Origin of the sequence: Promicromonospora thailandica, from assembly GCF_024171955.1 — a bacterium.
GTDB classification, from domain to species: domain Bacteria; phylum Actinomycetota; class Actinomycetes; order Actinomycetales; family Cellulomonadaceae; genus Promicromonospora; species Promicromonospora thailandica.
The window spans coordinates 178,312-200,651 of record NZ_JAMTCS010000014.1; the positions used below are offsets into that span (position 1 = coordinate 178,312).

Annotated in this window: 22 protein-coding genes; 12 read left to right on the forward strand and 10 right to left on the reverse strand. The window is 74.2% G+C overall.

The window, feature by feature from the left end; translation table 11 throughout:
* Positions 1-118: 118 nt before the first annotated feature.
* On the forward strand, positions 119-1,072 hold the full coding sequence (locus APR03_RS21440) for an alpha/beta fold hydrolase (protein ID WP_253839114.1): 954 nt from the start codon (positions 119-121) through the stop codon (positions 1,070-1,072).
* Here APR03_RS21440 and APR03_RS21445 read toward each other — a convergent pair.
* Both APR03_RS21445 and APR03_RS21450 read right to left on the reverse strand, forming a co-directional pair.
* Positions 1,030-3,858, reverse strand: coding sequence for an ATP-binding protein (locus tag APR03_RS21445; RefSeq protein WP_253839115.1), 2,829 nt, complete (start codon positions 3,856-3,858; stop codon positions 1,030-1,032). The genes APR03_RS21440 and APR03_RS21445 overlap by 43 nt on opposite strands.
* A gap of 261 nt (positions 3,859-4,119) precedes the next feature.
* Positions 4,120-4,578: a cupin domain-containing protein gene (locus tag APR03_RS21450; RefSeq protein WP_253839116.1), complete on the reverse strand. Its 459-nt coding sequence runs from the start codon at positions 4,576-4,578 to the stop codon at positions 4,120-4,122.
* Between the two features lie 188 nt (positions 4,579-4,766).
* Here APR03_RS21450 and APR03_RS21455 point away from each other — a divergent pair, with 188 nt between their 5' ends.
* The 3 genes from APR03_RS21455 (at position 4,767) to APR03_RS21465 (ending at position 7,504) form a co-directional block, all read left to right on the forward strand.
* Positions 4,767-5,519 carry a DUF427 domain-containing protein gene (locus APR03_RS21455; protein ID WP_253839117.1) on the forward strand — a complete coding sequence of 251 codons (753 nt, stop codon included), beginning with the start codon at positions 4,767-4,769 and terminating at the stop codon, positions 5,517-5,519.
* A gap of 132 nt (positions 5,520-5,651) precedes the next feature.
* Positions 5,652-6,659: an SDR family oxidoreductase gene (locus APR03_RS21460; RefSeq protein WP_253839118.1), complete on the forward strand. Its 1,008-nt coding sequence runs from the start codon at positions 5,652-5,654 to the stop codon at positions 6,657-6,659.
* A gap of 5 nt (positions 6,660-6,664) precedes the next feature.
* Positions 6,665-7,504: a helix-turn-helix transcriptional regulator gene (locus tag APR03_RS21465; RefSeq protein WP_253839120.1), complete on the forward strand. Its 840-nt coding sequence runs from the start codon at positions 6,665-6,667 to the stop codon at positions 7,502-7,504.
* A gap of 64 nt (positions 7,505-7,568) precedes the next feature.
* On the opposite strand, the gene APR03_RS21470 is transcribed toward APR03_RS21465, so the two are convergent.
* Together APR03_RS21470 and APR03_RS21475 are read right to left on the reverse strand one after the other, a co-directional pair.
* Positions 7,569-8,285, reverse strand: coding sequence for an alpha/beta fold hydrolase (locus APR03_RS21470; protein WP_253839122.1), 717 nt, complete (start codon positions 8,283-8,285; stop codon positions 7,569-7,571).
* Positions 8,286-8,326: 41 nt separating this feature from the next.
* The gene (locus tag APR03_RS21475) at positions 8,327-9,289 is read right to left on the reverse strand and encodes an alpha/beta hydrolase (RefSeq protein WP_253839124.1); all 963 of its coding nucleotides are present in this window, start codon (positions 9,287-9,289) and stop codon (positions 8,327-8,329) included.
* Positions 9,290-9,542: 253 nt separating this feature from the next.
* Between APR03_RS21475 and APR03_RS21480 the strand changes: the two genes are divergently transcribed.
* Positions 9,543-10,172 (forward strand): sigma-70 family RNA polymerase sigma factor, encoded by a 630-nt coding sequence (locus APR03_RS21480; protein ID WP_253839126.1) that lies wholly within the window; start codon positions 9,543-9,545, stop codon positions 10,170-10,172.
* A 45-nt stretch (positions 10,173-10,217) separates the two neighbouring features.
* Here the strand turns inward: APR03_RS21480 and APR03_RS21485 are convergent, their stop codons facing one another.
* From APR03_RS21485 to APR03_RS21495, 3 genes are all read right to left on the reverse strand, one after another.
* Positions 10,218-10,697 (reverse strand): cytochrome C5, encoded by a 480-nt coding sequence (locus tag APR03_RS21485; protein ID WP_253839128.1) that lies wholly within the window; start codon positions 10,695-10,697, stop codon positions 10,218-10,220.
* A gap of 47 nt (positions 10,698-10,744) precedes the next feature.
* On the reverse strand, positions 10,745-12,685 hold the full coding sequence (locus APR03_RS21490) for a S9 family peptidase (protein WP_253839130.1): 1,941 nt from the start codon (positions 12,683-12,685) through the stop codon (positions 10,745-10,747).
* Between the two features lie 124 nt (positions 12,686-12,809).
* Positions 12,810-13,568: a MerR family transcriptional regulator gene (locus tag APR03_RS21495; RefSeq protein WP_253839132.1), complete on the reverse strand. Its 759-nt coding sequence runs from the start codon at positions 13,566-13,568 to the stop codon at positions 12,810-12,812.
* A gap of 202 nt (positions 13,569-13,770) precedes the next feature.
* Here APR03_RS21495 and APR03_RS21500 point away from each other — a divergent pair, with 202 nt between their 5' ends.
* Together APR03_RS21500 and APR03_RS21505 are read left to right on the forward strand one after the other, a co-directional pair.
* A complete protein-coding gene (locus tag APR03_RS21500; protein ID WP_253839134.1) occupies positions 13,771-13,995 on the forward strand; it encodes a hypothetical protein in 225 nt (74 codons plus the stop codon).
* Positions 13,996-14,303: 308 nt separating this feature from the next.
* Entirely contained in the window at positions 14,304-15,485 is a 1,182-nt protein-coding gene (locus APR03_RS21505; protein WP_253839136.1) for a glycoside hydrolase family 76 protein, read from the forward strand.
* A gap of 102 nt (positions 15,486-15,587) precedes the next feature.
* Here the strand turns inward: APR03_RS21505 and APR03_RS21510 are convergent, their stop codons facing one another.
* The 3 genes from APR03_RS21510 to APR03_RS21520 all read right to left on the reverse strand — a co-directional run bounded on the left by APR03_RS21510 (position 15,588) and on the right by APR03_RS21520 (position 18,085).
* Positions 15,588-16,340, reverse strand: coding sequence for a MerR family transcriptional regulator (locus APR03_RS21510; protein ID WP_253839138.1), 753 nt, complete (start codon positions 16,338-16,340; stop codon positions 15,588-15,590).
* A gap of 97 nt (positions 16,341-16,437) precedes the next feature.
* Positions 16,438-16,788, reverse strand: coding sequence for a TraR/DksA family transcriptional regulator (locus APR03_RS21515; protein ID WP_253839140.1), 351 nt, complete (start codon positions 16,786-16,788; stop codon positions 16,438-16,440).
* Positions 16,789-16,831: 43 nt separating this feature from the next.
* Positions 16,832-18,085 carry an MFS transporter gene (locus APR03_RS21520; RefSeq protein WP_253839142.1) on the reverse strand — a complete coding sequence of 418 codons (1,254 nt, stop codon included), beginning with the start codon at positions 18,083-18,085 and terminating at the stop codon, positions 16,832-16,834.
* A gap of 32 nt (positions 18,086-18,117) precedes the next feature.
* Between APR03_RS21520 and APR03_RS21525 the strand changes: the two genes are divergently transcribed.
* From APR03_RS21525 to APR03_RS21545, 5 genes are all read left to right on the forward strand, one after another.
* On the forward strand, positions 18,118-19,170 hold the full coding sequence (locus APR03_RS21525) for a LacI family DNA-binding transcriptional regulator (RefSeq protein WP_253839144.1): 1,053 nt from the start codon (positions 18,118-18,120) through the stop codon (positions 19,168-19,170).
* 176 nt (positions 19,171-19,346) lie between these two features.
* Positions 19,347-19,787, forward strand: a complete 441-nt coding sequence (locus tag APR03_RS21530; protein ID WP_253839146.1) for a hypothetical protein — start codon at positions 19,347-19,349, stop codon at positions 19,785-19,787.
* A 4-nt stretch (positions 19,788-19,791) separates the two neighbouring features.
* The gene (locus APR03_RS21535; RefSeq protein WP_253839148.1) at positions 19,792-20,895 is read left to right on the forward strand and encodes an amidoligase family protein; all 1,104 of its coding nucleotides are present in this window, start codon (positions 19,792-19,794) and stop codon (positions 20,893-20,895) included.
* Positions 20,892-21,485 (forward strand): RNA polymerase sigma factor, encoded by a 594-nt coding sequence (locus APR03_RS21540; protein ID WP_253839150.1) that lies wholly within the window; start codon positions 20,892-20,894, stop codon positions 21,483-21,485. Before APR03_RS21535 ends, APR03_RS21540 begins: the two co-directional genes overlap by 4 nt.
* Complete coding sequence (locus APR03_RS21545; protein WP_253839153.1) at positions 21,482-22,192, forward strand: hypothetical protein; 711 nt, start codon at positions 21,482-21,484, stop codon at positions 22,190-22,192. The genes APR03_RS21540 and APR03_RS21545 overlap by 4 nt, the downstream gene beginning before the upstream one ends.
* Positions 22,193-22,340 lie beyond the last annotated feature (148 nt).

Genomic DNA, 22,340 nt, shown 5'->3' on the forward strand with positions numbered 1-22,340 from the left:
CAGATCCGCGAACCCAGCGCCATCGTAGGTGCGGGGCACCCCGGCGTCACGAACCGACGGCGTGCCCGGTCGACCGGGGGACAAGGGCGCCGCGGCGCGCGAGACGAGAGGTATCCCGATGACCCCGATCCACCATGCCCTGACCGACGTGCTCGACATCGCCTACGTCGAGGTCGGGCCGGCCACCGGCCCGCCCGTGCTCCTCCTGCACGGGTACCCGTACGACGTCCACAGCTACGCCGAGGTCGCGCCTCGCCTGGCGGCCCTCGGCCACCGCGTGGTCGTGCCGTATCTGCGCGGCCACGGGCCGACGCGGTTCCGCGACGACCGGACGCCGCGCTCCGGTCAGCAGGCGGCGCTCGGCGCGGACGTCCTCGGCCTGCTCGACGCCCTCGACATCCCCGAGGCCGTGCTCGCCGGCTACGACTGGGGCGGCCGCGCCGCCTGCGTCGTCGCGGCCCTGCGGCCCGAGCGGGTCGCCGGGCTCGTCAGCGTCAACGGCTACCTCGTCCAGGACATCGCCGCGTCGGGGCGGCCCGTCCGGCCCGACCTGGAGGCCGGCTTCTGGTACTTCTACTACTTCCTCACCGAGCGGGGACGGGCCGGACTGACCGCGCACAGGCGCGAGATCGCCGAGGTGATCTGGCGCCGCAACTCACCGGCCTGGGCCTTCGACCAGCCGACGCTCGACCGCACGGCCGCCGCCTTCGACAACCCCGACTACGTCGACGTCGTGCTGCACTCCTACCGGCACCGGCTGGGGGCCGCGCCCGGCGCCCCGGACTACGACGCCCTCGAGCACGCCCTCGCCCCGCTGCCCCCGATCCGCGTACCGACCGTGACCCTCGAGGGGCTCGCCGACGGCAACTTTCCCGTGACCGACGGCCTCCCGGACGCCGACCGGTTCACCGGACCCCGGCTCCACCGCCGGGTGCCGGACGCCGGGCACAACCTCCCGCAGGAGGCGCCGGACGCGTTCGTCCAGGCGGTGGCCGACGTCGCCCGGCTGGCCGCCGGGCGCACGGACCGTCACCGCGGTCCGGGCGGTCCGCCCACCCGGTCCGGACGGTGAGGGTCCATCCCGCCGGACCGGAGCACCGCACCCAGCTGCCTCCTCGACGAGACACCGGTCTTCGTGAAGACCTTCCGGAGATGCCACTCGACGGTGTGCGGGCTGAGGAACAGCCGCGCGCCGATCTCACGGTTGGTGAGCCCGTCGCCTGCGAGGTGAGCGATCCTGCTCTCCTGGGCCGTGAGCCCGCGGTCCGCCGGTGCGGGTCTCCGCGGTGCCTTCTCGCCGGTCGCCTGGAGCTCGCGCCGGGCCCGCTCGGCGAAGGCCTGGGCCTGCATCCCGGCGAAGCTGTCGTACGCGCCCCGGAGGTGACCGCGGGCCTGGGTCCGCCGGTTCTCCCGGCGCAACCACTCCCCGTAGGCCAAATGCGTGCGTGCGAGCTGGACGGACGCCCGGCTGCGGCCCAGGTGCTCGATCGACTCCCGGTAGAGACGGTCGGCGTCTCGACCCTCGCCGAGCAGCGCGCGCGAGCGGGCCAGGACACCCTGGGCCCAGCCCGTGTCGGACGACCGGGTCCGCTCGTCCAGCCGGCCGAGCGCCGTCTCGGCCTCGTCCCGGGCGCCGCACCGGACGGCGGCCTCGACGAGCTCGACCAGCGACGAGCCGTAGAACCCGAGGTCCTCGTACTCGCACGCCGAGCGTGCGGACTCGAGCGCGGTGTCGTAGCGGCCGAGCCCGTTGTCCAGGACGGCCGCCGCGTACCGGGCGAGGCCCAGTGCGCGGCCGTCCCCGCGGGTGGTGGCGTGGTGGACGGCGGAGCTGACCGCCCGTCGGGCGGTCAGCTCGTCGCCCTGGTGGGCGAGCAGCAGCAGCGAGGTGTAGAGCGGGGGAGCGGCGCCCGTCGCCTCCGCGATCGAGTCGGCCTCGTCGAGCAGCGCCGCCGCGGCAGCGAGCTCGCCGGTGTGCACGCTGACGCCGGCCTGGTACCCCAGAGCGAACGGGAGCACCGACAGGGCGCCAGCGGTGCGAGCGAGCTGCACGGCGCGGGTCGCGAGGAGGTACCACGCCTCGTCGTCCCACAGGTCGGGGGCGATGGGCTCGGGCGCCACCGGACAGGCGAGCCACATCCAGCTCATCTCGGACTCACCGGCGGTGTCCGACTCGGCCCAGAAGGATTCCAGGGCGTGGGCGAGCGGCAGCAGGCCGGCCGCGTGGCCCGCCGTGATCCGGGTGGCGACGCCGGTCAGGAGGAGGTCGGTCGGCCGGGGTGGGAGCGGTCCGGGCGGCGCCGCGCGAGCAGCGGCGGCGGCGTCCTGGAGATCGTTCGGGTTGCCGAGCCGGCCCCGGTACATGGCCGCCGCCACCGCTTCGAGGTAGGTCTCCCTCGCCGCCGGAGGATCGAGGCGCTCCAGCTGCCGTCCGGCGTCCAGGAGCAGCGGCAGCGAAGCGCCGGCACCCTGGCTGACGAACGCGAGGTGCGCGCTCACCCGCGCGACATGGGCGCGCTGGAGGTCGTCGAGATGCCCGGCGCTCGCCAGCTCGAGGAGCGACCTGGCGGAGTCCGGGGCGCCGGCACGGAGCTTCTCCTGGGCGGCGGCGAGCGCGCGTCGGACACGGTCGCCGCCGGGATGAGTCAGCTCGGTCGCGCGCTCGAGGAACGCGGCCGCCGCCGTCGTCCCGCCGCGCCTGCGCGCTCTGTCGGCGGCACGTTCGAGCTCGTCCGCGACGGCGTCGTCGAACTCGTCCGCGGCCTGCGCCAGATGCCACGCGCGGCGGTCCGGGTCCGCGTCCGCCTCGGTCGCCGCGCCCAGCGCCTGATGGGTCGTGCGGCGGTCCGGGGCGCTCGCGGCGCGGTAGACGGCGGAGCGCACGAGCGGATGACGGAAGCGGACGCTCGCGCCGATCTCGATGAGGCCTGCTCTCTCGGCGGGCGCTGCCGCGTCGAGGCCGACCCCGAGCTGGTCGGCCGCTCGACCGAGCACCGACGGGTCGCCGACGGGCTCGGCCGCCGCGAGGGTCAGGAGCTGCCGGGTCGTGGCGGGCATCGACCGGATGATCCGGAGGAATCCGCTCTCCAGCTGTCCCGCGAGGGGGCGGGTGTCCGGCCGTTCGAAGCCTCCCGCGAGCTCTGCCGTGGTCAGGACGCGGGGCAGCTCCAGGAGGGCGAGCGGGTTGCCGCCCGTCTCCGCGACGATCCGGTCGCGTACGTGGGGGTCGAGCCGACCGGGGAAGGCCGAGTCGAGCAGCGCCCGGGCGTCGTCCGCCGCCAGCCCTTCGACCGTGAGCTCCGGGAGGCCGCGCATCTCGTGCGGGAGGTCCGGCTCGCGGACCGCGAAGACCATGGCGACGGGATCGGCACCGAGGCGTCGTGCGACGAACGCGAGCGTCTGCAGGGAGACCTCGTCGAGCCACTGTGCGTCGTCGACCACGCACACCAGCGGTAGGTCCGCGCCCACGTCGGCGAGAAGGCTGAGCGTGGCGAGCCCGACGAGGAACCGATCGGGTGGCGGGCCCGCGCTCAGGCCGAACGCCGTGGCCAGTGCGTCACGCTGCGGGACGGGAAGGCGGTCGAGGCGGTCGAGGAACGGCAGGCACAGGTGGTGCAGGCCGGCGAAGGCGAGCTCCATCTCGGACTCCATGCCGGCGACGTCGGTGATCCGGCACCGTGCGGCCCGCGTGACCAGGTGGTCGAGGAGCGCGGTCTTGCCGGCGCCTGCCTCGCCGCGCAGCACCAGCACGGCGCTCAGGCCACCCTGGACGGTCGTCACGACCTCGTCGAGCGCCGCACAGTGGCGGGTCCGGCCCCGCAGGGCCTCCCTGGCTCCCCTCGCGGACAGTCTCGCCACATCGTGGAGCCTACTCTCGTGTGTCACATCTGCCCGGGGTGTCCGGTCGAAGGTATGTCAGAGGTGGTCGAGTCGCAGGTAAGGACGAGTCTCACCGGGTTTCACCGGGGCGGCGTGAGCCGCTATGCCGGAAGCAGAGAGCGACTGGACCCGCTCGTCACCGACCTCTGACCCGCTGGCCGCTTCCCCTGGCCAGCCGGCGAGGTTCCGCCACGTGCGTGACGCCGTGGCGGAACCTCGCCGGTCCGGATCCCGACCGGCTCAGGCCGTGGGTCGAGGGGCCCGCAGGTGGGCGCGCTGCGCCAGCTCCGCCTCGTCGACCAGCTCGAGCATGGGCTTGCCCGGGGCGCACATCATGGTCACCACGAACTCGGTCCGGGCGTCCGTCAGCGCGTTGCCGTCCTGGTAGTGGATCACGTCCCCGCCGGGCTCCCAGAAGGTCCCGCCCGCCTCGACGACGCGCTCGGGCTCGCCCTCCAGCTCGAACCGGACCGCGCCCTCGATCACGTACCCGAACGCCGGCCCCGAGTGCCGGTGCGGTGGCGTCCCCGGGTCGCCGGGCTCCCACTCGACGTGGATCGTCATCGCGGAGGCGCCGTCGGGCACCGTGATCGGAGCCGCGTCCTGCAGCATCCGCGCCGCCGTCCGCCAGCCGCCCGACCCGGCGTCCGCGTGCTCGCTCCCGTGCAGGTGTGCCGACTGGTTCTCTGACACTGTCATGGTGCTGCGCCTTTCCGTAGGCATCGTCATCCGGTCGACCGGTCGACCGGGCACGCACCGGATCTGTGACGACACGGCGGTCACACATCAGGGCCCTCTCCGGTCGAACAGCGGGAAGGACACGGACGCCTCGCCGCTCGATCGCGGCGAGGGCCGCGCGGCGAGAGGTGAGGGACGAGATGGCGGGCATGGTGCAGCGGGCGGTCGTGGTCCCGCCGGGGACGGTCGAGCCCGGCTCGGTCCGGGTGCGCGCCTACTCCTCGGGGGTGCTGGTCGCCGACGCGGACCCACCCCTGCTGGTCTGGGAGCACCGGTTCTACCCGCAGTACTTCTTCACCCCGGACCAGGTGACGGCCGAGCTGCGCCCGACGGGCCCCGGACGCCGGTCCCGGAGCCTGGGACCGAGCGAGACGTTCGACGCCGTGGTGGGCGACCGCGTGCTGACCGGTGCGGCCCAGCGGTACCCGGAGGCACCCGTCGAGGCGCTGCGCACCATGACCACGCTGACCTGGTCGGCCTTCGACACCTGGCTCGCGGAGGAGGAGGTGATCCACACCCACGCCCGCGACCCGTACGTCCGGGTCGACGCGATGCCGTCCGACCGCCACGTCCGCGTCGTGGCGGACGGGGTGGTGGTCGCCGAGTCGCGCCGCCCCGTCGTCCTGGTCCAGTCCGGGCAGCCGCCGCGCTACTACCTGCCGCGGACCGACGTCCGGACGGACCTGCTCACGGCGACGGACACGGTGAGCCACTGCGCGTACAAGGGCACGGCCACGTACTGGACCCTGAGGGTCGGCGACCTGGTGGTGCCCGACATCGTCTGGGGCTACGACGCCCCGCTGCGGGAGGGGCTGGCCGTCGCCGGGCTCGTCTGCTTCTGGGCCGAGAACAGCGCGGACCTCGAGGTCTACGTCGACGGCGAGCGGATCGGCCGGCCGTGACGAGCCGACGACGCCGGAGCGTGGCCCACCCAGGTCGCGCGCCAGCCAGCCACGGACAACCTGGGCCTGGATCCGGGACCCGGGCGAGCACACGCTGGTGAGGACATCAGACAGGCGTGAGAGGAACCACCAGTGACAAAGCACCCGGCCCAGCGGCCCGACGTCGTCGTACCGGACCTGACCGGCCGCCGCGCCGTCGTGACCGGAGCCAGCGACGGGATCGGGCTCGGGCTCGCCGAACGCCTCGCCCGCGCCGGAGCGGAGCTCGTGCTGCCCGTACGGAACCCGGCCAAGGGCCGCGCGGCCACGGACCGGCTGCGGGCCGCCGTGCCCGGCGCCGTCGTCACCACCCGGCACGCGGACCTCGCGTCGCTCGAGTCGGTGGCGGCGCTCGCGGACGGGCTCCTGGCCGAGGACCGGCCGATCGACCTGCTCGTCGCGAACGCCGGAGTGATGACGCCGCCGGCCCGCACCACCACGGCGGACGGGTTCGAGCTCCAGCTCGGCACCAACCACCTGGGGCACATGGCGCTCGTCGGGCGGCTGCTGCCGCTCCTGAGCCGTTCGAGGGCGCGCGTGACCACGATGACGAGCGCGGCCGCGCGGTTCGGCCGCCTGGACTGGGGCGACCTCAACAGCGAGCGTGGCTACTCACCGGTGCGCGCCTACAACCGCTCGAAGCTGGCCCAGCTGATGTTCGCCCTCGAGCTGGACCGGCGCAGCAGGGCGCACGGCTGGGGGATCGTGAGCAACGCGGCCCATCCCGGCACCACCTACACCGGCCTGTACACCGCGGGTCCCGGCCTCGGCAGCACGAAGCCGCCCCGGGTGGACGCCGTGATGCGCAGGCTCCTCGCGCTGGGGGTCTTCGTGCAGCCGGTCGGGCAGGGCCTGCTGCCCGCGCTGCAGGCGGCCACGGACCCGGCCGCAGGTGGCGGGACGTTCTACGGCCCCGACGGCGTCGGTCACTTCACGGGTGGCTCCGCCCGGCAGCGCCTCTACCGGTCCGCCACGGACGGGGCGGCGGCCGCCCGGTTGTGGGCGGTGTCCGAGGACATGACGGGCGTGCGCTTCCCGGACGCCGCGCCCGGGAACGAGATCGGGGTGACATCGATGGACGGTGAAATCGATGGACGGTGAGGTCGATGGACAGACAGCAGCTCGGTGACTTCCTGCGCACGCGGCGGGAGGCGCTCCAGCCCGAGGACGTGGGCCTGCCGCGCGGGCCGCGGCGGCGCACGAGCGGGCTGCGGCGCGAGGAGGTCGCCGCACTGAGCGGCGTCTCGGCGGACTACTACAGCCGGATCGAGCAGAGCCGCGGAGCGGTGCCCTCGGAGCAGGTGCTCGCGGGCATCGCCCGCGGGTTGCGCCTCACGCTCGAGGAGCGGGACCGGCTGGTCGAGCTCGCGGGACACGCGCTACCGCGCCGGGTGCGGCGCGACGACCATGTCGACGCCGGGATGATGCGCATCCTGGACGGGCTGGCGGACGCGGCGGCGCAGGTCGAGAACGTGCTGGGGGTGACGCTGCGGCAGACGCGGCTGGCGGTGGTGCTGCTCGGCGACGAGACGTCGTACACCGGTCCGGCGCGAGCGCGGGTCTACCGCTGGTTCACCGATCCGCACAGCCGGGACCGGACCCCCGAGGAGGACCACGACCGGCACGGCCGCACCCTCACGGCCCGGCTCGCCGCGGTGCACGCCCGGACCGGGCCGACCTCGCCGGCCGGCGAGCTCGTGACCGGCCTGCGCGGGCGCAGCCCGGAGTTCGCGCGGTTGTGGGACGAGCACCCCGTGGTCGGTCCCTACTGCGAGCCCAAGCGGCTGAACCACCCCGAGGTGGGGCTGATCGAGCTGCACGGCCAGACCCTGCTGGACCCCGACCAGTACCAGGCTCTGACGGTGTTCACCGCGGTCCCGGGGACGGAGAGCCACGAGCGGCTCCGGCTGCTCTCGGCATCGGGCTCAGCGGTGGGCTCGGTCTGATCGCCGACGCCGGCCGGGTGCTGGGGGCGGTCCCGGCCGGCGTCGATCTGCGACGAGGCCGCCGCTACCGCTTGGTGGCCTCGACCGCGGCGAAGATCGTCTCCGCCACGGGTACCGGGTGCGAGACCGCCAGGGCGTGCGAGGCCCCGGGGATCTCCGTGGCGGTGCGGGCTCCCGCCCGGTCGGCCATGAACCGGACGAGCTCGGCGGGGATGTTGCGGTCGCTGGACCCGAACACGAACCACGACGGGATCGTCCGCCAGGCCGGGGCGGCCGTGGGCAGGCCCTCGGTGAGGGCGGCCTCGGTCACGGGCCGCTGGGTGGCGGCCATGAGGGTGGCGAGGTCGTCGTCGACGTCGGCCGCGAACTGCTCGCCGAACACCTCCGGCCGGATGACGAGCTCGTTGCCGCCACCCGAGAGCGGGTGGGCCGCGATGGCCTCGCCCAGGGTGCTGCCGGGGAACTTGCCGGACAGCGTGAACGCGTCCTCCCCGGTGTCGGGGGCGAACGCGCCGACGTAGACGAGGCCGACCACCTGGTCGTTGCCGGCGGCGGCCTCCGTGATCACGAAGCCGCCGTACGAGTGGCCGACCAGGACGACGGGCCCGTCGATCGACGCGACGACGTCGCGGACGTACCGGGCGTCGGTCGCGACGGAGCGCAGCGGGTTGGCCGCGGCGACGACGCGCAGGGTCTGGTGCTGGAGGTGCCCGATGACGGCGTTCCAGCTCGAGGACTCGGCGAAGGCCCCGTGGACGAGGACGACGGTGGGTGTGGTCATGACATCTCTCCCTGTGTGGTGCTTTTCTCTGGTGGACGGAACTACTTGGTGAGCGCCGTGCGCAGGACGTGGACCGCCTGCTCCAGGGCGGCGGTCGTCGCGGCGGTGGCGCGGACCGGGTTGAGCATCAGGAAGTCGTGGATCGTGCCGTTGTAGCGGACGCTCGTCGTCGGGACGCCGGCCGCCGTGAGCTTCCGGCCGTACGCCTCGCCCTCGTCGCGCAGGACGTCGTTCTCGTCGACGACCAGGAACGTCTCGGGCAGGCCCGCGAGGTCGGCGGGGGTCGCCCGCAGCGGCGACGCGGTGATCTCGCCGCGCCGTCCGTGGTCGGGCAGGTAGGCGTCCCAGAACCACGCCATGGCCTTGGCGGTCAGGTGCGGGCCGTCGGCGAACTCGCGGTAGCTGTCGGTGTCCTGGGCGGCGTCGGTCACCGGGTAGTAGAGCGACTGGTGCACGAACGTCACGTCGCCGCGCTGCTTGGCCAGGATGGTCAGGGCCGCGGTCATGTTGCCGCCCACGGAGTCGCCCGCGACGGCGAGCCGCGAGGCGTCCAGGCCCTCGGACGCGCCCTCGCGGACGATCCACTGCGCGGTGGCGTACGCCTGCTCGATCGCCACGGGGTACTGCGCCTCGGGCGACCGGGTGTACTCCACGAAGACGACGGCCGCGCCGACGCCGACGGCGAGGTCGCGGACGAGCCGGTCGTGGGTGGTGGTACCGCCGAGGATCCAGCCGCCGCCGTGGACGTAGAGGATGGTCGGAAGCAGGTCGGGCGTCCCGGGTGCGGAGACGCCGGCGGGCTTGACGATGCGGACCCGGACGTCACCGACCGCGGCCGGGACCGTGATCCAGGTCTCGTCGACGTCGGGCATCTCGACGGGCGCGGACTGGACGTCGTCCAGCAGCTTCCGGGCTCCTTCGACTCCCAGCTCGTAGACGAACGGGGGTGTGGCGGTCGCGTCGGCGAACGCCTGTGCTGCGGGTTCGAGCACGTGCTCAGTCATGGCTCTCCTTCTCCTGCTCTCGTTCCGTGCGCGGGTCACGGGTGCGACATGTGGGTGCTGAGGCGGCCACCTGGCGGGGGGCCTCACGCGTACGACCGGGCGGGGGCGCGGGCTGTGACGGTGGGGCGCGTCACGCTGCGGACCGCGCAGCGGGCAGGGCTGGACCGTGGTCCGGGCCCGGGGGTGCACCACGGGGTCGACCACGCGCCCACCGTGGCGCGACGTGCCGGGTGCCACGCGAAGAGTGATCGGCATGACGACACCTCAGGCACCGCCCCCTGCCGAACCGGACGCCGCGCTCTCGGTCTTCCTCGCGCAGCGACCACAGCTGATCCGCACGGCCCGCCGGATCACCGGCAACGCCACCGAGGCGGACGACGTGGTCCAGGAGACATGGCTGCGCTGGCAGCGCGCCGACCGCACGAAGGTGGTCAACGCGGCCGCGTTCCTCACGTCCACCACGACCAACCTGGCCCGCAACGTCGTCCGGTCCGCCCGGTATCGGCACGAGGCCCCGCTGCTCCTGCCGGGTGCCGTCCGCGCGACGACGGAGACCGGCCAGGACCCGACGTGGTACGCCGATCGGACCGCCGACGCCGAGGAGGCCCTCGCGCTCCTGCTCACCCGGCTCACCCCCGGGCAGCTCGCCGCGTACGTGCTGCGCCGTGGCTTCGACTACGCCTACGCGGATCTCGCGAGCCTGCTCGGCACCAGCGTCGCGAACTCCCGCCAGCTCGTCAGCCGCGCCCAGGCCCGCCTGCGGAGCGGCCAGGCCCAGGCTGTGCCGGCTGTCGTCGGACGCCGGCTCAGCGCCGCGTTCGTCGGCGCCTCGCGCACAGGCGACCTCCGCGAGCTGGAGACGGTCCTCACGGCCACCGCCTGAGCCATCCGCACCATCCGCACCGGCCGGGACGCCGGTGCCGACCCGTCAGACGACGGCCGCGTCCTCGCGCTCGTCCACCTCGATGTCGGCGACCTCCAGCTCGTCGTCGAGCTGCACGAGGATCCGCGAGTCCGGGAACTGCAGCGGCGCGTCGAAGGCGAGCCGCACGGCGTCCGCGAACACGACGAGCGACGTCACCTCCAGGTCGTCCCGCAGGTCTGCCTGCTCGGCCACCGGTTCGTCGTCACCGACGGCCCCCTCGATCTCCACGGCGATCTCGTCGATCACCGCGCGCCAGCGGGACTCGCTCACCGACAGGATGCGGGAGGTCACGGCGAGCAGCGCGTCCTGGTCGACGTCGGGGCCGCCGTCCTCGAGCTCGGGATCCACGGTGACCGCGACCGCCGCCCCCGCCGCGTCGATCGTCGCGCGCCCGGTGACCAGGCCGTTCTCGGCGACCGGGTCGTCGAGCAGCCCGTCGTCGACGATGCGGGAGAGGAGGCCGTCAGGTGCAGGCAGCGTCACGCCACCAGTCTATCCACGGAGGACGGCGGGGTTGCCGGCGCCGGGCCTCAGGCCTCCGTGGCGGTGGCGGCCGAGGTGCGCCCGCCCAGGTGCCGGGCCAGGAACCGTTCGAGCGTGCGGTACAGCTCGATGTTGCTGTCCTGGTTGATGAACCAGTGGCCCTCGTTCTCGTTCAGCAGGTACTCGACCTCGGCGCCGCGGGAGCGCAGCGCGTCGACGATCCGTTCGGAGTTGCCGGGCGCGACCCGGACGTCGTTGGCACCGTGGATCAGCAGCACGGGCGCGGTGATGTCGTCCACGCGGCTGATGGGGGAGCGGGCGAGCATGTCGGCCCGCTGCTGCGGGTCGTCGGGGTCGCCGATGTAGCGCAGGTAGCTGTTGACCACCATGCGGCGGGCGAACGGGACCACCGACTCGACGAGGTCCACCAGGTCGGACATGCCGGTGTAGCTGACCGCCGCGGCGAACCGGTCCGGGGTGAACGCGGCGCCGACGAGCGCGGCGTAGCCGCCGTACGAGGAGCCGTAGATCGCGACCCGGTCCGGGTCGGCCCAGCCCTGCTCGGTGGCCCAGGCGACGGCGTCGATCAGGTCGTCGTGCATGCGGCCCGCGAACTGGCCGATCGCGGCCTGCATGTGGGCCTTCCCGTACCCGGTGGAGCCCCGGAAGTTGACCTGCAGCACCGCGTAGCCGCGGTTGGCCAGGAGCTGCACCTCCGGGTCGTACCCCCAGCCGTCGCGGTACCAGGGTCCGCCGTGCACCAGCAGCACGGTCGGCAGCCGGTGCGGCTCGGTGCCGACGGGCAGGGTCACGTGGACCGGCAGGCTGATGCCGTCGCGCGCCGTGACGGTGACCGGCGTCACCGGCGCCAGCCGGGCGGGGTCGAGGTGCGGGTACGGCCGGAACAGGCGGCGCGCCTGGCCCGTGCCGTGGTCGTAGGACCAGGTGACGCCGGGGTCGCGGTCATGCGTGAAGTCCGCCACCCAGTGGCGTCCCGTCGCGTCGGAGGACACGTGGGCCAGGTCGCCGTCGGACAGCGCGGCCAGCCGCGGCAGGACGTCGGCGAAGTGGGCGTCGAGGGCGTGGATCTCCTGGCGGGCCCCGAGGTAGCGCGCGCCGAGCAGCTCCCCGGTGGTCGGGTGCAGGATCAGTGAGGACGGGAAGCGCGGGTCGGCCTCCGGACGCGGCGTGTCCAGGTCGAAGACCGGGTGGCTGTCCACCCCGGCCTGCTCGCCGGTGTCCAGGTCGAGCCGGACCAGGCGGGTGCGGTCCGAACCCCGCACCGAACCGATCCACAGGCCCGTCCCGTCCGGGGTGGGCACCGTCGGGGTCAGCCCGAAGGGGAAGTCGGTGCCGGAGAACCGCGCGATCGGGCGTCGCTCGCCCTGCGACCACTGCCAGAGCTCGTGGTCGCCGCTCTCCTCGATGGTGAAGGCCAGCAGCCGGTCGGGGGTGCGCAGCCAGCGGACGACGTCGCCGGGGTTCTCCGCGACGGTCGTCAGCTCGCCGGTGGTCAGGTCGAGCTCGAAGACGTCGATCAGGTCGGGGCGGCGCAGGTTGAGCTGGACGAACGCCGTGCCGGGCAGGTTCGGCAGCAGCTGCACCTCGGTCATGCGCACGCCCGGGAAGGGCGTCAGGTCGACCGCGGGCTCCCCGGGCCGGTCGGTGTCGACGCGGTGCAGGTGCCAGTTCTCGTCACCGGCGGCGTCCTGCAGGAACAGGAGGTAGCGGCCGTCCGCCGACCAGAAGAAGGTGTCGATGTTGCGCCGGGTGTCGGCGGTGACGCGTCGCGCGTCCGGTCCGTCGGCGTCGTCCACCTGGTCGGGTGCGTCCCAGTCCGAGTCCAGGCCACGGACGAACACGTTGAGCCGGTCGCGCCACGGGGCGAGGTAGGCGACCCTCGTGCCGTCCGGGGACAGCAGGGCGCCGCTGCGGGTGGGCAGGCCGAAGAGCTCCTCGACGGTGATCGGCTCCGACGGGACGGTCATGGTGGATCCTCGCTCTCGATCGATGCGTGAACCCGCTCAGTCCAGACCCTGACGTCGCGTCGGACTCAACACCGGTCGGCGTGATCCATGTCACAGGGCGCACCGGGCGCCCGCGCCGGATCGCTCACCCCTGGTCGAGCGGGTCGAGCGGGTCGAGCCTGGCGAGCCGCCGCCGGACGCGGTGCAGGACGGCGCGCTGCGCGGACCGCAGCGTCTGCTCGCCGAGCTCGTCGATCAGCGCTGCGGCCTGTGCGTCGACCGGAGGCGCGTCGGCCAGCCGCGCCAGCACCGGCCCGAGGTGGGTCACCAGGTCGTCCACCAGCCGCTCGATCTCGTCCTCCGGGGTGTCGTCGTCCAGGGCGTAGAACCGTGCGGTCAGTGGTGCGGACGCCGCCGGCTCCTCGTCCGCGCCGCCGAACAGCGCGGCGAGGCTCGCCGGGTAACGGCTGCCGAGCAGGTGCCCGACCAGGACGAGCTGCTCGTGCTCGTAGCGCGCCATGTCCGCGGGCAGCTCCGACGCGGGGCCGGAACGCCACGCCGAGAGCTCCGGCGGCAGGTCCGGCGGCGCGCCTGTGTCCCGCAGGGCCGCGATGTCAGCCCGGCGTGCCGTCAGCCGCTCGATGTCGGCGGCCGCTCGCCGGTCGAGCTCGTCGAGCAGCTCCTCCGCGGCCGCCGGGTCGTCCAGCACCGACGGCAGCGCGGACAGCGGGATGCCGAGCGCGGCCAGCCTCGTGATGCGCAGCAGCCGCACCAGGTGACCCACGTCGTAGTGCCGGTAGCCCCCGGCCGTACGCGGTGGTTCGGGCAGCAGCCCGATCTGGTGGTAGTGGCGCAACGTCCGGACGGTGACGCCGGCCAGCCTGGCGATCTCACTGCTGAGCACGGGAGGACTCCTTCGGTGTCACCGGCGACCGAGCGGCGGGCCAGGCTCCGAAACCTCGCGGGGGACGACCGCACCACCATCGATCACGTGCCCTGTCCTGGGTCCCGCTGCACCGTCATGACACCCAGGACGGTACCGAGTACGGCACCGCGCCGCCGCACGGGCGTGCGTCGTGGGAGAAACCTGCGGGTAGGCTCGCGCGGTGCTCGATGACCTGGACGCGACCGACTGGGGCGGATCGGACGGGGCCTATGGCCCCGCCGACGACACGGCCGAGGTGGTCCCCGCACTGCGGGCCCTTGTGGAGCAGGACGCCCGCATCGTCACCTCGGGCGACTGGGACGGCATCGTCTGGGCGGACGACGGTCTGCGTCAGAGGCTGACCGACGCCGTCGCCACGCTGCTCGCCGGCAGCCAGAGCAGCTGAGGACCGGGGCGACCCCGTGCGGCGGCCAGAGCTTCGTTGACCGGCGCGTCACAGATCCCTTAGCGTTGCCGCCGGGCGTCCAGTACGCCGTGGACCGATCCGGGTCGAGGGAGACTTCGCGAGACGGACCACCAGCCACCCCCGGCAGCGGGGTGTGACGAAGGGAGCCGAGGACGAGGACGGGATGCCGCCGGCAGTCATGACAGCGCTGCCATAGGTAACCGGGAAGCACCTCGTCGTCCCCGTCGGGCGGGACGGTGACGACGAGCACCACCGAATGACGAGCACCACCTACGAAGGAGCGAACGATGAGGTTCACCAGACTTGCCGCCCCGGTCGTCGCACTGGCCTGTGCGCTGGGGGCGGCCGCCCCCGCCGGCGCGCAGGACCAGAGCGCCCCTGCGGCCGCCCAGCGCACGCAGGTACAGCGGGCGCTCGCGTCGTACGACGCGATGCAGGAGTACATGGCCGCCGACGACGGCACAGGCCTCTACCGTGAGCGGTATCCCAGCGGTGCCGACGACCGCACCTACTCGTTCGAGTGGCCGCACTCCCAGGCGCACGTCGCGACCCTCGACCTCACCGGTCTGCCGGGCGCCCTGGGCCGGTCGTTCAGGGACGACCTCGCCGACGTCGCCCGCGGCCAGGAGCACTTCTGGAACGCCGACGGCGGCACCACCGGGCTGCCCGGCTACGACTCCTACCCCCGCGCCCCGTACGGCGGCGGCGGCGACATGTTCTACGACGACAACGAGTGGGTCGCGCTCGCCAAGGTGCAGCAGTACCTGGCCACCGGCGACGAGGCGGCGCTCGACCGGGCCGAGGAGATCTTCGAGCTCGTGGTCTCCGGGTGGGACACCGACCCGTCGCACCCGGCGCCCGGCGGGGTGTTCTGGACGCAGGCCACCTGGAGCACGGACCGCAACACCGTGTCCACGATGCCCGGCGCGCAGCTCGCCACCCGCCTCTACATGATCACGGGGGAGCGGGACTACCTCGACTGGGCGCAGCGGATGGTGGCGTGGACCGACGAGCACCTGCTCGCGCCCAACGGCCTCTACTGGGACAACATCAAGCTGGACGGGTCCATCGACCGTACGCAGTGGTCGTACAACCAGGGCGTGCCGCTGGGCACCTACACGCTGCTGTACGAGGCGACCGGCGACACGCGGTACCTGCAGAAGGCGAAGGCGATCGCGGCGGCGTCCTACCGCTTCTACGTCACCGAGGGGCGGCTCGCGGGCCAGCCGATGTTCTTCAACTCCATCTGGTTCAAGAACCTCCTGCTGCTGGAGTCCGTGACCGGCGGCACGCAGTACCGGAACGCGATGGCGGACTACGCCGACGACCAGTGGCGCCCCCAGCGGGAGCGCTCGACGGGGCTGTTCAACGCCGGCGACGAGCACACCGAGCTGCTGGAGCAGGCCGCGATGGTGCAGATCTACGCCACCCTGGCCTGGCCGCGCGGACAGGCGTCCATCCTGTACTGAGATCGGCGGCACACGCCGTCGAGACCCACGAGGACGCCCCTCACCCGTGGTCACGGGTGAGGGGCGATCGCTCGGGCCGACGGCGTGTCACTGACGCGCCCGCTACCCGGCCGAGGCCGCCGCCGCGTCGCGCACGGCTGGGTTGAGCGACAGAGCCGCAGCCCGCCGCAGCACGTCCTGCTGCGCGGCGTTGTACACCACGCGCATCGCCTCGGCCATCGCGGCGGCGGTCACCTCGGGGCTGTGGCGCAGGTACCGGCTCTCCCGGGCGTCGATCCAGGGGTACCTCGCGCGAGCCTCCGCGATCGTCCGCGCGTACGGTCCGACGACGCGCTCTCGCGTCGCTTCGTCGGCATCCGGCGGGAGGGACTCGAACGCCGCCGTCGCGGGGTCGACCTCGGCCTCGAACATCTCGCGGATGTCCGCCATCACCTCGGGCTGGTAGAGATGCGCGTAGATGAGGGTCAGCGAGCGCTGGGTGGGCGACAAGCGTGCGGCGATGTCCGTGAAGCCGGGCGCCACGGCACCGGCCGAGCGGTGCTCCAGCATCCGGGCGATCTCGCCGCGCACGCGCAGGCTGCGGTTGATGGTCTCGACAAGCTCGGCGTCGAGCGCCTCCAGCGCCTGACGCCAGCCGTCCGCCCCGGACTCCAGGCGCTCGATCTCCGCGACCGGCACGCCGAGGTCGCGCAGCCGCCGGATCTGGAGCAGCCGGACCAGGTGGTCGACGCCGTACTGCTTGTACCCGTTGCGCAGGCGTCGCGGCTCCTCGAGCAGACCGCTGCGGTGGTAGTGCCGGATGGCGTTGACGGTCGTGCCGGCCAGGCCGGCCAGCTCGCGGGTGCTCCACGCCATGTGCTCTCTCTTCTCGCTCAGATCGTCGGGGACCGCGACGCGGCGCCGGCGCCAGTGAACCACCGTGCGGCCGGTCCGGCCTCTCCGGGCGAGGAGGTCAGCGCCGCCCGGCGCACGCGATGCAGGTCCGAGCGGTGGGCCGGGCCAGCAGTCGCTCGGGGGCGACCGGCTGCCCGCAGCGCTCGCAGGAGCCGTACGTGCCGGCGGCGATCCGCGCGAGCGCCGCGTCGACGTCGGCCAGGTGGTCCGTGGCCGCGGAGAGCAGCGTGCTCGCCTGGGAGCGTTCGAAGGCGATCGTCGACCCCTCGGGGTCGTGCTCGTCGTCCGCCGTGCTGAGCTGTGACGCCTCCACCATCGAGGCGATGTTGCCCGAGAGGGAGGAGATCAGGTCGGACGTGCGGTCGCGATCCGCGACCAGCAGCGCGCGGATCTCGGTGATCGGGGCCAACGGCCACCTCCTCGAACGTCGCGGACCCGTCCCTCCTCGCAGGCTACCGGGGCGGCCCGCTGTCGGCGGTGGCGGGCCGGTGCCGTCGCGCCGCCCAGGCGCTGGTCGGCGCCGCCGCGACGGTGAAGACCAGGGCGAGTGCGGCGACGCCGAGGAGCGCACCGCGCAGGTCGCTGCTCTCTGCCAGCAGGCCCACGTAGGCCGGGCCGAGCAGGAAGCCCAGGTACGCGGTGGTGGCGACCTCAGAGGTGGCACGTCCGTGCTGCGCGGGGTCGGTGCGGCGCAGGCTCCGGCTGAGCAGGGTGGGGAACAGCGTCGCGGTGCCCAGCGCGGCCAGCACGAGCCCGACCAGGGCCACGGTGACCGAGGGGGCGGTGGCCAGCACCGCGGTGCCCGCGGCGGCGAGGGCACCTCCGCCGAGCAGCATCGTGGTGGGATGGCTTCGGGAGAGCGGTGCCAGGCTCAGCCGGGCCAGCGCGGCGGTGGCGGCGAAGGTCGCCGGTGCCGCGGCGGCCAGCGGGGGCGGGGCGGTGAAGACGTCGGTGAGCAGCACCGCGCCCCAGCTCTGGTGGGCGTTCTCGATCGCGTAGGCCAGGGCCGCCACCAGTCCCACGACGAACAAGGGCGACGTGGGGCCGATGCGGCGCAGCAGGTCCGGGAGCCCGCGGGGGCGGGGCGCGGCCGCGCCGTCCGGGACAGCCGGGAGCCGAAGCGCCGTGCTGGTGCGCCAGGCTGTGGTGGCCAGGGCGAGCATGACCGCGGCGACCACGGCGAACGCGAGCAGCAGCGACAGCCCCGTGCCCAGCAGTGCCCCGGTCGACAGGCTGGCGACCACCACGCCCACGGAGAACAGGCCGTGGGACCGGGTGAGCAGCGGCTTGGCCGTGGCATGCTCCGCACGCCCGGCCAGGGTGTTGATGGCGACGTCCGCGGCACCGGAGGCGGCGCCGACCACGAGCATCCCGACGATGAGCGGCACCACGCCGCGGGCGCCGGCGGTGATCAGCAGGCCGGCACCGGCCAGCGCCGCCAGCAGCCATGCCGCCACGCGGAGCCCGTAGCGGTCCACCGCCCGTCCGGTGAAGGCCATCGACGGGAGCGCCCCGAAGCCGACGAAGAGCAGGGCCGTGCCCAGCTCGCCCTCGCTGACCCCCGCCTGGGTGCGCAGGGCGGGCAGCGCCGCTCCCCAGGCGCCCCAGAAGATGCCGAACGCGGCGAACGCCGCGTAGGGCGCGCAGGTGGCGCGGCCGTCGGGAAGCGAGGGCCGCGGCTCGGCGGCGACCGGTTCACGCGTCATGGATCGTAACGATACACAGATAGGCTGTGCTCGTGTCCACAGCCGCACGACGACGCCCGACCGTCAAAGACGTGGCCGCCCGCGCGGGGGTGGCGCCGATGACGGTCTCCTACAGCTTCAACCGACCCGGACGGGTGGCCGAGGCCACCCGGAACCGGGTGCTGGAGGCCGCCGCCGAGCTGGGCTACCGCCCCGACAGCACCGCCCGCGCCCTGCGCTCGGGGCGTAGCCGGCAGCTCGGTGTGGTCGTGGGGGAGCACCTGTCCTACCTCTTCGACGACCCGCAGGCGGCGCAGTTCCTGGCCGGCATCGCCGACGTCTGTGTCAGCGAGGACCTGGGCATGGTGCTGATCCCCACGCGTGGGGACGCCCGCGACGTCGACCGCGTGCTGTCGGCGGCGGTGGACGGCTACGTGCTGTGGACCACCGTGGCGGACGACCCGGTGCTCGATGCCATCGCGAGCAGCGGGCGACCCGCCGCCATCCAGGGCGGCCCGGGCCACCCGGGTCTGGCGGTGGTCGGGCCCGACGACCGCGAGGCCGCTGCCGCCGTCGCGACGGCCGCGGTGCCCGCCGGAGCGACCCCGGTCGTCATCAGCTTCCCCGTGGACCGGCGCCGCACGAGCGGCGTCCTGCGTGGCCGCGACCTGCCGCCTGATCTCCTGGACCCGCGAGCCGTCCCGTTCCCCGTCACGGGGGCTCGGCTCGCCGGGTACCGCGACGCGCTGACCGCGGCCGGGCACGACTGGGACGACGTGCCTGTCGCCGTGGTGGAGCGCAACCAGCGCGACCGGGGCGAGAGCGCCGCCACGGAGCTGCTCGAGACGGTGACGGGCTCTGGCCCCGTGGTGGCGCTGGCGATGAGCGACGAGCTGGCGCTCGGCGCCCGCCGGGCGGTGACCCGCACCCGGCGTGCGGTCACGCTCACCGGGTGGGACGGCTCGCGAGAGGCCGCCACCGCCGGGGTCTGGTCGGTGGCGGCCTCCTTGCGCGAGCAGGGCGGTGCGTGTGCGCGAGCGGCGCTGTCGGGCGAGCCTGCCGGGCAGGTGCCGTGGAGCGTGGTCGCACCCGAGGGGCTGCCGTAAGGCTCGCATCCGGTACCGCCGTCTGCCAGAGCTCCGCGGTCACCGCGGGAAGGTGCGCAGGATCCGGGTCAGGTCGCGGGGCCGCTCCTCGGCGACCAGTCGCAGACCCGACTCCACATCTCGGCCGCGAGAGGCGTCTTCAGGGAGCAAGCACTTCACCTACCCTGGAGGTCCTCGTGACCAGCACCACCCGTCTCTTCCGCTCCACGCCGGTGCGGTTCGCCGCGATCGGCCTCATGTCCGCCGGCCTGTGCGCCGCGGGCGCCGGCATGGCGTTCGCCAACCCGACCTCGGCCTTCGGCCAGGTCGTCGGCACGGCGGCGCACAGCGCCGGCATCGCGTGGTCCGACCTGCCCGAGGGGTACACCCAGGCGCAGTACGACGCGTTCTGGGACGCCGGGTTCACCGCCTCGGACCTGACCGCCCTGGAGGACCTCTGGAACCTGGAGACGACCGAGACCAAGTCACGCGCCGGCCAGGCCATCCTCGACGGCGAGGCGCTCCCGTTCGAGCCCGGCACCTACCCCGACGAGACCAAGGCCGGCGCCGGCCAGGCACAGGCCGGAACCGAGAAGGCGCCCGCGACGAACGCCCCCGGCGCGAAGCTCGACGGCTGACCGCATGAACCAGGCACCGTCGACGACCGGTCAGGAGACGACCATCAGCACCCTCACGCTGCGCACCGGCTTCGAGATCGAGCTGCTCGCGCCCGCCGGCTCCGACCGGCAGGCGCTCGCGGACGCCCTCGCCAGCCGTCGCTCCGGCCGGGTGCACCGGTCGTTCCACACCGACAGCGAGCCGTCGACGGTGCCCGGCATCGGGGTGTTCCGGCACCTGTCGCCCGCGTTCGACGTGGTCGACGGTGCCGGCGCCCCGGTGGCGCGGCTCGTGGACGACATCACCATCGTCTCCGACCTGGCGGGCACCAGCACCCCGCCCGGGCACCGCGGGTGGTACCGCGTGCTGTGCGACGAACCGCGCCTGCTCCGGCTGATCGAGCGGTACATCGACCCGGACGCCGCCGCGTCCGCCGTCCTGGACCCCGTCGCCCGCCTGTTCGGCACCCGGGTCGACGTGGTGCGGAGCGCGGCACGGGTGAACGACACGACGGGTGCCACCGTCGCCGTCGTGATGCCGCTGCCCCCGGGGCGGGAACGGCCGTGCGAGGTGATCACGCCGCCGCTCACCGAGGATCACGGCAGGGCGCTCGACGAGCTGCTCGCCCCCGCGCGGGAGCTCGGGTTCACGGTGCCCGCCGAGGCGGCCGTCCACGTGCACGTGGACGGCGCACCCTTCCGGAGGCCTGCCGCGTTCGCCAACCTCGTGCGGCTGTTCGGGTACTGGCGCGAGCCCCTGTGGGCGGCGCTGGGCACCAACGAGGCGTGCCGCCGGCTGGCGCCGCTGCCGGCCGAGCTGCTCCGGCTGGTGGAGCGCGACGACTGGTCGTGGCCCGAGCTGGCCGCGGCGGCGCGCGCCACCGGCCTGACCAAGTACGCCGACGTGAACCTCACCCACCTCGTCGCGGCGCAGCCCTTCCGGGACACGGTCGAGGTGCGCGTCCTGCCCGGTGCGATCGACGCGGCCGACGTCGTCCGCGGCGCGGCGCTCGTCGAGAGCCTGCTGCTGCGGTGCCTCGACGAGCGCCCGATACCGTGGCCCGACGACGGTGTGGCGCACGACCCGGTGGGGGCGCTGCTGGCCCTGGCGGCGGGCGCCGTCCGATGACGACCCGGCTCGCGGCCGTCGGCCCGGACAGCACGCCCACGCCGCAGGTCACGTCGGCGGCGGCCCGGGACGACGAGCGCCCCGGCCCGCCCGCCTCGCTGGACGCGCTGGTGCGGCGCCACCTGCCGGGGCTGATCCGGTACGCGACGGTGCTCGTCGGCGACCCGCACACCGCCGCCGACCTGGTCCAGGAGGTGCTGCTGCGCGCGCACCAGCGCTGGGGCCGGATAGCGTCGACGGACCGTCCGGACCTGTACCTCCGGCGCATGGTCACCAACGAGCACCTGTCGTGGCGCCGTCGCTGGCACGTGCGCACCATCCAGCCGACCTCGGACGACGTGCTGATCAGGAGGGCCGGGACGGCGGGGGACCACGCGCACCACCACGCGGAGGAGGACGCGATGTGGCAGCTTCTCGCCGGGCTGCCGCCGCGGCAGCGCGCGGTGCTCGTGCTGCGCTACTACGAGGGGCTGGCCGACGCCGAGGCGGCGACCGTGCTCGGCACCACCCCGGCGACCGTCCGATCCCACGCCGCGCGCGCCCTGGCCACCCTCCGGCGCGCCGACCTGACCACCCTGGAGACGCGATGAACCAGCACCGTCCCACCGGTTCGCCGGTGCCCGGACCCGGGTCGCAGGACGGCGTCCCGCGCGACGAGCTCGCCGAACGGGTGGCCGCCGCCCTGCGCTCGCGCGAGCCCGATCCCGCCGCCGTGGACGCCGCCGCCCAGCGGATCGCCGCGCGCGTCGCCGCGGCGGCCGACGACCGTGGCGCGGTCGTGACCCCGTTCGTCCGGCGCGCGGGCCGGGTCGCGGTCACCGGCGTGGTCACCTCGACGATCGTCGTGGCGGGCGCGACGGCGGCCGCGGCGGCCAACCCGTACACGGGCTTCGCCGTCGCCGTCGAACACGTGGTGCAGTCGGTCGGCATCGAGTGGTCGGCGATGCCCGCCGGCCTCACGCGTGAGCAGTACGACGCGTTCTGGACCGCCGGGTACACCGCCGAGGACCAGACGGAGCTCGCGGAGCTCTGGTCGCTCGACGACATCGCGACCAAGGCCCGTGCGGGTCAGATGATCCTGGACGGCCAGGCGGTCCCGGTGGCGCCCGGCTCGGCCGACGGGTCGGCGGGCCTGCCGGCCGACCCCGCGCAGGCCGCACGGACGGCCTTCTCGGACGCCGGGTACGAGTTCGACGACGCCGTGGAGCTCGCCGAGCTGTGGCACGTCAGCGCGGACGAGGCGAAGGCCCGAGCGGGGCGCATGCTGATCGAGGGTGAGCAGCCACCGCTGCCCTGAGGCCGCGCCTCCGAGAGAGATCTGGGTACCGGGCCCTGTACGAGCCCGTCCTGGCGGCCGTCCGCAGGCTGGCCCACCAGAACCTCGCCGTCGGGGTCTGAGCGAACGGAGTCCGAGCGAGCGGGTACGCCGGAGGCCCGGGCCGCAG